At 42.9% G+C, this 12,359-nt stretch carries 13 protein-coding genes; 12 read left to right on the top strand and 1 reads right to left on the bottom strand.

The annotated features are described in order from the left end of the window. Window positions 1–122: 122 nt before the first annotated feature. The gene (locus tag H538_RS26635) at window positions 123–281 is read right to left on the bottom strand and encodes a hypothetical protein (RefSeq protein WP_211235586.1); all 159 of its coding nucleotides are present in this window, start codon (window positions 279–281) and stop codon (window positions 123–125) included. Between the two features lie 258 nt (window positions 282–539). Between H538_RS26635 and H538_RS0120585 the strand changes: the two genes are divergently transcribed. The 12 genes from H538_RS0120585 to H538_RS0120530 all read left to right on the top strand — a co-directional run bounded on the left by H538_RS0120585 (window position 540) and on the right by H538_RS0120530 (window position 12,273). Next, on the top strand, window positions 540–2,492 hold the full coding sequence (locus tag H538_RS0120585; RefSeq protein ID WP_026679177.1) for a hypothetical protein: 1,953 nt from the start codon (window positions 540–542) through the stop codon (window positions 2,490–2,492). Continuing rightward, window positions 2,489–2,785, top strand: a complete 297-nt coding sequence (locus tag H538_RS0120580) for an EscU/YscU/HrcU family type III secretion system export apparatus switch protein (protein ID WP_026679176.1) — start codon at window positions 2,489–2,491, stop codon at window positions 2,783–2,785. The genes H538_RS0120585 and H538_RS0120580 overlap by 4 nt, the downstream gene beginning before the upstream one ends. A gap of 37 nt (window positions 2,786–2,822) precedes the next feature. Next, on the top strand, window positions 2,823–3,260 hold the full coding sequence (locus tag H538_RS0120575) for a YaaR family protein (protein WP_026679175.1): 438 nt from the start codon (window positions 2,823–2,825) through the stop codon (window positions 3,258–3,260). A gap of 146 nt (window positions 3,261–3,406) precedes the next feature. Beyond that, a complete protein-coding gene (flaG, locus tag H538_RS0120570; protein WP_026679174.1) occupies window positions 3,407–3,745 on the top strand; it encodes a flagellar protein FlaG in 339 nt (112 codons plus the stop codon). Window positions 3,746–3,762: 17 nt separating this feature from the next. Continuing rightward, window positions 3,763–5,289 carry a flagellar hook-associated protein 2 gene (locus H538_RS0120565; protein ID WP_026679173.1) on the top strand — a complete coding sequence of 509 codons (1,527 nt, stop codon included), beginning with the start codon at window positions 3,763–3,765 and terminating at the stop codon, window positions 5,287–5,289. Window positions 5,290–5,329: 40 nt separating this feature from the next. Next, the gene (gene fliS / locus H538_RS0120560) at window positions 5,330–5,731 is read left to right on the top strand and encodes a flagellar export chaperone FliS (protein ID WP_026679172.1); all 402 of its coding nucleotides are present in this window, start codon (window positions 5,330–5,332) and stop codon (window positions 5,729–5,731) included. Further along, window positions 5,731–6,081 (top strand): flagellar protein FliT, encoded by a 351-nt coding sequence (gene fliT / locus H538_RS0120555; RefSeq protein ID WP_026679171.1) that lies wholly within the window; start codon window positions 5,731–5,733, stop codon window positions 6,079–6,081. Before fliS ends, fliT begins: the two co-directional genes overlap by 1 nt. Window positions 6,082–6,602: 521 nt before the next feature. Next, the gene (locus tag H538_RS0120550; RefSeq protein WP_026679170.1) at window positions 6,603–8,141 is read left to right on the top strand and encodes a bifunctional ADP-dependent NAD(P)H-hydrate dehydratase/NAD(P)H-hydrate epimerase; all 1,539 of its coding nucleotides are present in this window, start codon (window positions 6,603–6,605) and stop codon (window positions 8,139–8,141) included. 149 nt (window positions 8,142–8,290) lie between these two features. Beyond that, window positions 8,291–8,641 carry a DUF4064 domain-containing protein gene (locus H538_RS0120545; protein WP_026679169.1) on the top strand — a complete coding sequence of 117 codons (351 nt, stop codon included), beginning with the start codon at window positions 8,291–8,293 and terminating at the stop codon, window positions 8,639–8,641. A 112-nt stretch (window positions 8,642–8,753) separates the two neighbouring features. Further along, window positions 8,754–9,965, top strand: a complete 1,212-nt coding sequence (locus H538_RS0120540) for an ROK family transcriptional regulator (RefSeq protein ID WP_026679168.1) — start codon at window positions 8,754–8,756, stop codon at window positions 9,963–9,965. 71 nt (window positions 9,966–10,036) lie between these two features. Further along, window positions 10,037–11,293, top strand: coding sequence for an ABC transporter substrate-binding protein (locus H538_RS0120535; RefSeq protein WP_026679167.1), 1,257 nt, complete (start codon window positions 10,037–10,039; stop codon window positions 11,291–11,293). 26 nt (window positions 11,294–11,319) lie between these two features. Then, entirely contained in the window at window positions 11,320–12,273 is a 954-nt protein-coding gene (locus tag H538_RS0120530; RefSeq protein ID WP_407636415.1) for a carbohydrate ABC transporter permease, read from the top strand. Window positions 12,274–12,359 lie beyond the last annotated feature (86 nt).

Raw genomic sequence — 12,359 nt, 5'->3', positions numbered from 1 at the left:
AAAATGGAAAAGCAGCTAAAGTAAACATGAATTTTTTTCCCCTAAGTTGCTTTACTATTTGGGATTTATCGGAGAGAGTTTAAAACGTTTCACTCTGCACGGGTTCCTCTGACTCCTTTCCCTTACTCAAACCACCGCTTCGCCGCTTCAATCAGTACCGGATGTTTCCTCCAGAGTGTTAATTTCCGAGCGGTGTAATCGACGCCCTCTTTGACATCACCACTTGAAAAGTATTCGGGTAATTCATTCGGTAATGGTTCGTCGAATAATAGGTAATCCACGACTGGCTCATTTGCGTCAAAGGCTTCATCAAACAATCGTTCCGAGGCAACCCCGGTTGTTAAGTAATAAAGGATAAAGCGGGAATAGAGCCAATACGCACTTTACTCAAAACCAATTGGGTTATAAATTAATACAAATCGTATTCGCCTCACTTCATAGAAGAGTGGGGCGTTTCTATAGAACTCTGATCCCATCTAAAGAAATCACCTTTTCTTCCGATATAACTATTATAAGCAGAACAGGTCGGAGTGAAGTCAATGGAAGTAAGCCAAAAGCCATTTATGATTGCGTCTCACGTTTCGTCTGGCGAGGAGCCTTTAGCGCTCAAGGTTGGGGATGTTTATTCTGCTTCGATTAAGGAGTGGAAATCGGCTCATGAAGCGATTGTGACCATTAAAGGCAATGATGTTCATGTTCAATTTACCTCTTCCGCGTTTCATCCAGACAATGGAACGATGAAGTTGCAGATTCAAGCGATTAAGAACGGAACCATTGAAGCGAGCATCGTCCCGAACGTTTCGTCACGTCTGCAACAAGGGGCATTACCGCGCGGAATGGAGAATTTCCCCGGGTTAGAAGCGGCGTTAACCATTTTGAAACAAAAAGGAATTCCGGTAACGGGAGAAGCGATAGAAGCTGTTGCTACTTTTTTAAAAACAGAAAAAGCGCCATTATCGGCAAAATTGCAAACGATTGAAATGGCTGTCAAAAAAGATATTTCATTAACCGCAAAAAATTTAGAAGCTCTTCATTCGGCATTGAATGGAAGGCCGTTCTCGGAACTGCTCGTCCAGTTGGAAAAAGAACTTCAACATCTTTCGATTGGACAGGAGAAACCATCGCAGCTTCAATCCCTTGACCAGGAAGTCATGCGTATAACGGACGAAGCCATTAAACATTTCGCGAAATTGGAAAATAGCCTTGCGCGTTCAAGTGGCCCCGGCGATGTTCTTCTTTCTGTTCCAGAAGAATTGGGTCTTCATTCCTCTAAAAATGCATTGGCCGGGAACCGGACATTTTCGAAGGAGATGGAGAACGTAACGGCTATTCATAAAAGTGATAATAATGACGTTTTTCCTCTTTCACTAAATGCGAAAGAAGCACCAGCACTGGGTCCTTTCCAATCAAAAGATATAGTGATTCATACCGTGACCGCCAGGCTTTCACGTTTAGCGCAGGATTTTAAACAGATGCAAAGAGAGGTTGTCCGCAGCCTGAACCATGTGGAGCCAATCTTCGGACAGGGGAAAAATGCAGCGGTGCCGGCAAAACAATTGCTTGAGACGGTCATTCAAAAGATTGATCAAAGCATTTTAAAAAGCGACATGATGTTGTTTGCCGATATGGAGACGGAAAAGGCGTTAATGGCGGCAAGCAGCCGGTTGGCGGAAGCGAAGCAATTCATGCAAAAAGGGGACATGTCGTCTAGCGGGCAAATCGTCAAACAAGTGCAGGCAGAGTTAGAGAAAATCAATTGGCAGCCGGGCATCACGAAAGTGCAGCACTTGGTCGCTGAAGAGCTTTTTAAAGCTCCTTCCCCTTCTTCCTTTTTGCCAGTCATAGACGATGCGGCAGAAGCATCACCAAGGCACATGTTTGAAAAAGTACGCCAGCTCGGCTTCAATCATGAATCCGATGTGGCCAGACACCTTCTGTCAAACAAGGAATCTGCGACGGAACTACCGGAAAATATAAAATCGTCGCTTATTAAGCTGGCGAACGAACAGGTTCATTCAAAAGCAGGCCAATTGGCTGAAACGGCGTTAACCCATCTTGCCGGCCAGCAATTGCTTGCTAAAACGGAATCCAGCGGCATATCCAATTTGCTTTTTCAATTACCATTTGTCATGAACGATGAAGTGAAAAATGTAAAGATCGTATTGAATTCGCGAAATAGTGGGGAAAAGGTAGATTGGGAGAATTGCAGCTTGTATTTTTTACTGGAAACGAAAAAATTAGGGGAAGTCGGAATTACGATTTCTGTCGTCAATCGGAAGCTTTCTATAACCATTAAAAATGACAAAGAGGATGCTAAAGAAAAACTGGAGCCGCTTGCTAAAGAAGCATCTATAAGATTAAAAGAGATCGGTTACCATGTTTCGAGTATCCAATTTTCTCCGCTGAACGAAAAGAAAGAATCCCCATCCGCTCAGGCGACACACGGACAAGAGGATTACAGCACGGACAAAGGATTGAACATTACGGTATGAGAAGTCAATATTTTAACGCGCTCAATCGGAAAAAAATGAACGGCCCTTCTGCAGCTGTTATTCAATATGATGAGTCATCAGGAAGAGCGCCGAAAGTAACGGCTCAAGGAAGAGGAAAGCTTGCCGAAGAAATTATTAAGCTTGCCCAGAAACATAATATCCCTATTCAGAAGGATGAGTCGTTGATTGGGAATTTGCTCGAGATCGATTTAGGGGAGAGCATTCCCCCTCAATTGTATGCGGTCATTGCAGAGATCCTGCTAATGATTGAACAATTGGAAAAAGAGTATTAAGCTTGAAATGAAATAATGATAAAGGCGTGAAATAGGCATGGATGTACAGAAAATTTGGCGTCCCGGGTTTAATCCACTTCAACCTAAACCCAGCCAGACAGCGGAAAAGGTTTCTTTTGCGGAAGTGATGGCAAAGGGAAGAGAGCAACAAACGATTGAAAAGCTCAATCAGCTCATGACGAAAATCGAAGATCAGGGAAAAGTTTTAGCTGAAAAACGGACCGTCGAGGAACTAAGGAAATATAAACAGCTCGTCAAAGAGTTTTTGGAAGATGCCGTAAAACACGGGCTCAGCTTAGAAGAGCGCCGCGGATATAACCGCCGGGGCCGGACAAAAGTATATCAAATCGTTCAGGAAGTCGATCAAAAGATTACAAATTTAACAAATGCGGTCGTTGAAGGCCAAAAAAGCAGCCTCGATATTTTAGATGTAATCGGGGAAATGAAGGGATTATTGCTGAATATCTATACGTAAAACGATAAGACGATGCCTTTTCACATATTTAACGGAAGGGCATTGTTTTTTTTCTTATTTAAATTAGGACTTTCCGCTCATTTAATTTTCCGCCATTTTAACCGATATAACTAGTAGTTCTATTTTTATGCAAGGAGGCAGTCGTGGTGGAAGTGAATCGTGTAACCCCACCCATTTCATTTCAATTGACAAATGAAAGGAATCTACTGACGGAACAGCTAGAAGCCTCAGAGCAGCAAGAAGGACTGTCGGTACATCCTGGTAAAGAAGACATCGAAAAAATGATTAGCGGTGTGAATCAATTTTTAACGCCGTCGCATACATCTGCTAAATTTGTCCTGCATGAGAAGCTAAACGACTATTACGTTCAAATCGTGGATGACCGGACACAGGAAGTGATTAAAGAAATCCCACCGAAAAAGTTCCTTGATATGTATGCAGCGATGCTTGATTTTATGGGTTTATTGGTGGATAAAAAAATTTAGTCAGGCGGTGAACGAAAATGAGCAACAACATGAGAATTAGCGGTTTGGCGAGTGGAATGGACATTGATAAAATGGTCTCTGACTTAATGAAGGCCGAACGCCAGCCGCTTGATAAATTAACGCAAAAGAAACAAATTCTCGAATGGCAGCGGGATGGCTACCGTGATATGAATAAAACATTAAAGGAGCTGGATGACCTCATTTTTACAGGCGTTGGCCGACAGGGGAATTTCCTTACCAAAAAGGTGACGAGCACGAATGAAGCAGCCGTTACCGCTACAGCAAGCGGTCTTTCCGGCAACACGTCCGCGCAAATTTCGGTAAGCCAACTTGCAGAGATCTCAACAGGAATATCCGGAACGCTCTCAGCCGATCCGAATGCAAAAATTGACCCGACAAAACCTTTAGACCAGGCAGGGACATTTAGAGATAACAGCTTTGGAACTTCGTTTGAGTTGAAAGTCTTTCAACCCGACGGCACATTTAAAAATTTAAAATTTGATATTGATCCGTCTAAAGATTCCCTTAATGACATTTTTAAAAAAATCAATGACTCTGGTCTCGGGGTTACGGCCTTTTATGACTCGCAAACGGATAAAGTTTCCATCTCGACAAAACAGACGGGCGACAATAAAAACGGGGCGGAAATTGAACTGGTCAGTGAAACCGGGGGCAACTTTTTTACAAAAACATTGGGCTTTACATCGACGGCCATTGCCAATACAGGAAAAAACGCTGCGTTTACGATCAACGGTTTGGCGACTGAGCGAACAACCAATACGTTTACGATTTCCAACATTACCTATACGTTAAAACAGGCGAATAGCACGGCGACAATCACGACGACGACGGATACCGATTCCATTTTTAACACGATTAAAAACTTTGTGGATAAATATAATGAAGTGATCGGCAAGGTCAATGACAAGATTTCCGAAAAACGGTATCGCGACTATCCGCCGCTGACGTCTGAGCAGCGTAAGGAAATGTCCGATAAAGAAGCGGAGCTATGGGATGAGAAAGCAAAAAGCGGGATGTTGAGCGGCGATTCGATTTTATCAACCGGACTGGCCCAACTGCGCCGCGATATTTATTCATCGGTCAACACAGGCAACAAAGAGATGAACCAGCTTGCCCAAATTGGGATTAAGACGACGAGCGATTATTTGGCGAACGGAAAGCTTGAAATCGATGAAACGAAGCTCCGTGATGCGATCGCCAAAGATCCTGAAAGCGTCATGAAACTGTTCGCAAATAGCGGAACGACCTATGAAGATAAAGGAATTGCTTACCGGATGCGCGACTCGATCGACGCGACGATGGCCAAAGTCGAACTGAAAGCCGGGAAAAGCTATTCAACGAACCAGCAGTTCACGATCGGCAAAAATTTAATTGATGTCGATAAACGTATTTCTGACTTGCAAGAGCGCCTAAAAGATACTGAAGACCGCTACTACCGCCAGTTTACAGCAATGGAGACCGCGATTCAGCGGGCCAACCAGCAAAGCGCCTACTTGATGCAGCAATTTGGCGGCGGGCAATAAGTATCAATTTAAAGGAAGCAACTAGAGGGAGTGGATCGAATTGTCTCTACCGAATCCGTATCAACAATATCAAACGAACAGCGTCCAAACGGCATCACCAGGTGAGTTGACGTTAATGTTATATAACGGATGTTTAAAATTTATCGGCCTGGCCAAAGCGGCCATAAAGGCAAACCATATCGAAGAAAAAAATACAAATTGCCTTAAAGCCCAGAAGATTATTCAAGAGTTAATGGTAACGCTGGACATGGACATTGAAATCTCAAAGTCGCTCATGCAAATGTATGACTATTTCCATCGCCGTTTAATTGAAGCGAACGTCAAAAGCGATATTGAGATTTTAGAAGAAGTCGAAGGATACGTAACGGAATTTCGTGATACGTGGAAAGAAGTGATCCAAATCAACCGGAGGCAGCAATATGGTGAAGGCGGCAGGGTGTAATGGGTCCTATTGAAATTTTGCTTGAAGTTTCGCAAAAGCTGTATGGACACGTAAAAAGCGGCCTGCCAAAAGAGGAGCGGGAAGCCTATATTACGAGACTGAACGAATTGCTGGACCAGCGCCAGTCCATCATGGAACAGCTTCCTGAAACGTATTCCGAAAAAGATAAGAAAATAGGATCAGCGATTGTTCAAATCAACCAATCGATCGAACCAATTTTAACCGAACAATTACATGAAATTAAAAATGACATCATTGTAATGAAGCAAAAGAAAAGCAAGTCCGTTCAATACGCCAATCCATACGCCTCCTATAACCCGGATGGAATGTTTTTGGATCAGCGAAAATAAAGATAGAATGGATCACCCTCTATACAGTGTAGAAGGTGATCTTTTTCTTGTTATACTATTTTTATATTACCAGTGCCCCTTCCGGAATTTTCACAGTTTATATTCAGTTAGGCAACGAATCTATTTTATAAACCCATAGTTTTTAGCGGGGAAACAAAAATAGAAAATAGAAGCAAAAACAGGATCAAACTTCTCTAGTGTGGTGCTATTTTCATGGCACTTGGACAATAAACAGATGATTTCCGACAATAAATCGTTTCCATTGGACAATAAATGGCCTGTGTCGGACAATAAAATGAGTAGTTTTTTCGCTTATTGTCCAAACGTAAGATGTTATTGTCTAAACCGGATGACTTATTATCCAAATAAGGGCACTTATGGTCCGAGAACGAAATCATTTTAAATGATGTAACGATTCGTGACCGTTTTTCCTCATTTCACAGATCGAACGAGGTGTTCTTAAAAAAACGAAGGTTCTATTACTGCTTTTCTAAAAGGAGAATTAGAGACGGAGGGATTCTATGCAAATCGTCACAAAGGATGAAATGTACGCGATCGACCGGTTCACGATGGAGCGGATCGGCATGGCGGAAGAGATGTTGATGGAAAATGCTGGACAGGCTGTTTCGCGTAAACTAATGGACCAGGTTTCCAAAAACGAAAAGATCGCCGTTCTTATCGGAACCGGGAATAACGGCGGGGACGGGTTTGTCATCGCCAGAGCATTAAAATCCCACGGATATGACGTGGATTCCTGGCTTATTCCTCCGAAAGAAAAAATAAGAGGTGCCGCTCAAACCGCGATGGCCATCTATGAAAATGCGGGATATTTGCTGCGAAATTATACTGAGGAAGGGCATGCGGTTTTAGCTGAAGAAATTGGCAGCTATACGGTCATTATCGACGCTCTGTTAGGGATTGGCGTTCAAGGAAAATTACGCCCGCCTTACAAGGAAATTATTACCTTAGTGAACAAAGCGGACGCCGAAATCATTTCGGTAGACCTTCCCAGCGGAGTGCCGGCTGACGGGGGACCGGTGGACGAAGCGGTTCAGGCCGATTGGACGCTGACGCTGCAATGCCCGAAAATGGGAGCATTCACGTTTCCAGCTAGAACTTATTACGGAAAGATGGAAGTTGTCGACATTGGCATTCCGCCGCTCGCGGTCCAACATTTGGGAAGCCAGAGAGCAATTTGGGAAGAACATAACGTAATCGCAACATTACCGAAACGTACACAAAACTCCCATAAAGGTTCGTATGGAAAAGGGCTTGTCATCGGAGGCTCAAGGAATATGACAGGGGCGCCGCTAATGACGGCAAAAGCCGCTCTAAGAAGCGGAGCGGGCCTCTTGACAGTTGCCGTTCCTGAAACGGTTTATCCAATGATTGCCTCACAAATGGCGGAGGCAATGTATTGGCCATCTCCAGATGAAAATGGCCATTTTAAGGGAGAGCTTAAGGGAGATTTGACCGCCTTTACCGCTGTTGCGGCCGGACCTGGCATGGGCAGGGAAAAAGGGGCACGATCGATCATCGAAACCGTCCTTTCCTTACAAGTACCTGTTGTGATCGATGCCGATGGACTCTATCATCTTTCATCTTTAAAAGAGCGATTAAATGAACGGACAAGTCCAACAATCTTAACACCGCATTCTGGAGAAATGGCAAGGCTTATTGGCTGTTCCGCAGACGATGTTGAGAAAAACCGCTTCGGCATTGCGCGTGATTTTGCGGTGGAATATGGAGTATACGTTGTTTTGAAAGGGCCATATACGATAGTCACCACTCCAGAAGGCAGTCAGTTTGTTAACACAACCGGAAATGCCGCCCTTGCCAAAGGCGGATCGGGAGACGTACTGACCGGAATCATCCTTTCATTTATGATGCAGGGAGAAGACATCCAGTCAGCCGTAAGCAATGCTGTCTACGTTCACGGCAAAACGGCAGACGTCTTGCTTCAGGAAGGACATTCCTTGCTCGATGTTATTGCCACGGACGTCATTGAGTCTTTGCCACCCGTTCTTCACTACTTTTCAAACTCATTTCGAAACATATAGGTTGTTGATTTCTCTAATATAGAAAAAAACATCATTTTTAGTAGAGGCAATCCCGCGAATAGAGGTTGCCTCTTTTTTCTAATGCCAGTTCGGGCCCGGTATCAAAGGGGATATTCGAACATAAGATGTAGCATGGAGGAGGACAATCAATGAGAACAGCAGAGTTTGTATTCGGGCTCCTTGGCGGCGTTTTTGGCATTGCGGCTTCCGTCTTTGCTTTAATACTTGGAGAAATTGACGCTTCCATTAATGGAACGGGAACGAGCTCCATTTTTGAAATCGGCGCGGTGGCTCTTGTTTTATCACTTATAGCCATTGCCGGGGCAATCATTGTGAAATCAAGGCCAACAATCGGTGGTATCCTCATGCTTGTATCTGCAGTCGGTGGATTGATGAGCATTGTGTTATTTTACTTATTGCCGGCCCTATTATTAGGCATTGGAGGATTAATGGCACTGATCGGAAAGAAGAATCCATATCCATTTGAACCAGGGAAGTAAATTTCCTGGTTTTTTTATGATTTATTATCAGATTATTGACAACCTTCCGAATTCATATTATGATCTAGTTAATAAATCCATTGGAAAAAGTAATGAAAAAAGAGGTAAAGCTATGCAGCGAAGAACTGGTGACCTTAAATTAATTCAAGAACTGAATCGATCGATTATCTTGAATATGATTCGTGAACATGGACCGATTTCACGAAGCGAAATTGCGAAAAAGAACAAAATCAGCCCGACAACGGTAACGGCTGCCGTAAACGAATTTATTCGCGAAGGGCTCGTTTCCGAAGTTGGTACAGGTAAGTCGAGCGGCGGGAGAAAGCCGATTTTAATTCGTTTCAATCCTGATGGCGGTTTTTTGATCAGTGTTTCGGTTACGAATTCTGCGATTAAAGTGGCCGAATTAAATTTACAAGCAGCCATCAGAAAGAAAGACCTTTTTCCCGTCCATGATGTAAAAGGAGATGAATTGATTGAATTCACGCTCCGTTCAATTGAAGAGTTTATCGGGCGCCTTTCGGATTTGACGAAATGTGTCGGTATTTCAATCACAGCTCCTGGAATTGTAGATGCTGCGAAAGGGGTCATTCGCTATAACTCAAAGCTAGATTTAATCAATGTACCAGCCAAAACCCTTTTTGAAAGCCGATTTGGCCTAAAAACGTACCTTGACAATGATGTAAACGCGATGGTTCTAGCAGAGAAAAAGTATGGGAAAAGCATCCATTCTACTAACCTCGTTTATGTAACGATCGATGAAGGTCTTGGAACGGGGATTCTTGTAAACGGTTCCATTTTTCGGGGGCACCATGGCGGAGCAGGGGAATTAGGACATACAAGCATTAGCCCGGACGGCATTCCTTGTGAATGCGGAAATAACGGATGCCTGGAAAACTACGTTCATTGGCCTGCCATCCGCTCCAAAATCGAGCAACAAGTAAACATAGGCTATCCTTCACTTATCCGTGATTTACTTGAGCAAGAACAAACTCCTTTAACACCTCAGATGTTCAAAACCGCGATTAAACAAGGAGATCCGCTGGCAACATCCATTATGGAAGAAGTCGCTTCTTACTTATCGATTGGCATCGCCAATGTCATTAATTTATTTAACCCGGAAACGGTCATTCTCGGCGGCGTAATTGCTGAAGATAATCCGCAACTCATCAATCAAATACAAACTGCTGTCAGCAAGCGGGCGCTACATATTTTAACAGAAGGACTGGAAATCCGAACATCGTCCTTTGCCGAGGATGCCGATTTAATCGGGGCAGCCGCCGTGCTTCTTCAAGATCTTTTTCAATTTTCGTTACATGCCTGACAGATCCAAAAAGTGGGGGAAATGCAAATCATTCAGTTGGCCATTACAAACTAAAAAGGGGAGAAAAGTAAATGATGAAAAAGTTTTCTTTCATTATTGTAGCTTTACTATTAGTTTTAACAGCGTGCAGCAATTCTGAAAATTCATCAGGATCTTCATCAGGAAACGTTACATTGAAATATTGGATATGGGATAAAAATCAGTTGCCAGCGATGCAAGATATTGCAAAGGAATTTGAAAAAAAGCATCCGAAAATCAATGTGAAAATTGAAGTGACGCCGTGGGAACAATATTGGTCTAAGCTAGAAACAGCCGCAACGGGCAACAGTTTGCCTGATGTGTTTTGGATGAACGGGCCGAACATCGTGAAATATGCATCAAATAATATGCTGCTTCCAATCAATGATCAAATTAAAAAAGATAATGTAGACTTAAGCAATTATCCAAAAGCTCTTGTTGATTTATATACGGTTGAGGGAAAACATTACGGACTTCCAAAAGATTTCGATACAATTGGCCTCTGGTATAACAAAAAATTGTTTGATGAGGCAAAAGTTCCTTATCCAGACGAAACGTGGGATTGGGCAAAATTAAAAGAAGCGGCAAAAAAATTGACTAACCCATCCAAAGGAGTCTGGGGAATTGCTGCAGCTATGGAAAATCAAAGCAATTATTACAACACCATATTCCAAAATGGAGGGACTGTCATTTCCGATGATATGAAAAAATCCGGCTATGACTCGCCTGAAACCATCGAAGGGTTAAAATTTTGGACGGATCTGATCAAAGATAAAGTTTCGCCAACTCAAGCGCAAATGACAGAAACAAAACCCAATAATTTATTCGAATCAGGGAAAGTGGCGATGATGTTTGCAGGCTCCTGGATGCAAATCGAATTTGCGCAAAATGATTACACAAAAGATAAAGTTGATGTTACGGTGCTTCCTAAAGGCAAAAAGCGCGCCGTAGTGATCCACGGCTTGACGAGCGTGATCTCTGCGAATACGCCGCATAAAAAAGAAGCCTGGGAGTTTGTGAAATATTTAGGATCAAAGGAAGCGGCATTGATTCAGGCAAAAACAGGAACTCAAATTCCGGCTTATAACGGAACGCAAAAAGACTGGGTAGAATCGAACAAGAAATTCAATCTACAGGTGTTTATTGATTCCGCTAAATATGCGACGCCTCTTCCGATTTCAAAAGATACGAGCAAATGGTGGGATCTTGAAACCGAGTACTTCAAAAAGGCCTGGGGACAAGAAATGAGCCCGGAACAAGCAGCTAAAGAAGTAGCGAAAAAAATGAACGAGTTGCTCTCAAAAGAGTAATCACATTCAGCTTGGGAGGTGTGGCTGTGAATGTAATGAATACGGAGCTAAGGAAAGGAAAATCGGGGATTAAGCTAAAGGCGGCAAGCAGCTTTAAGAATAAAAGCAAGCGTTCCGATTGGTTTTGGGGCTATCTCATGATCGCCCCAACCATCCTTGGATTGGCGATTTTTTATATGTGGCCGACGATTCAAACCATCTATTTCAGTTTCACGAAATGGGGAGCATTCGGCAATCATGAATGGATTGGATTAGAGAACTATAAGCAGCTCTTCCATGATCCGAATGTATTGAAAGCGTTTGAAAATACATTAATCTATACGGTTATAACGGTACCGGTGGGCATCATTCTATCCATCTTCATTGCCGTTTTCCTTAATCAAAAAATCAAAGGGGTATCGTTTTACCGGACGCTTTATTTTCTGCCTGTTGTCACGATGCCGGCAGCCATTGCAATGGTATGGAAATGGCTGTACAACTCGGACTTTGGCCTGATCAATGAAATTCTTCGTTCAGTTGGTATGAAAGGCCCAAGTTGGATATCAGACCCTGATATCGCGTTATATTCTATCATTCTAGTAGCCGTTTGGAGCAGTGTTGGCTATAATATGGTCATTTTTTTATCCGGACTACAGGGGATTTCAAAAACGTATTATGAAGCGGCGACGATCGATGGAGCAGGTCCGTTTACGAAGTTTTTCAAGATCACTCTTCCGATGTTGACCCCGATTATCTTTTTTGTCAGCATTATGTCCTTAATCAATGCTTTTCAAGTATTTGACCTTATTTTGATGATGATTGGTTCTACAAGCAACGCGATAGAGGAAACGCAATCCGTCGTCTATCTTTTCTATCAAAATGCTTTTGTATTGAATAATAAAGGATTTGCGGCTGCTATAGCTGTCGTGCTGTTGGCTGTTATATTGGTGATTACAGCCATTCAAATGAAACTGCAAAAGAAATGGGTTCATTATGAATAAGGGAGGGGAGGACATTGAGTAGATCGATTGGTGTAAAGGGAAAGCGAATAAATTGGATCATTCATGCTATCCTGATCATCGGGGCG

The sequence above is a fragment of the Fictibacillus gelatini DSM 15865 genome, from assembly GCF_000430745.1.
In the GTDB taxonomy this organism is placed as follows: domain Bacteria; phylum Bacillota; class Bacilli; order Bacillales; family Fictibacillaceae; genus Fictibacillus_A; species Fictibacillus_A gelatini.
This window is presented reverse-complemented; position numbering and strand designations above follow the sequence as displayed.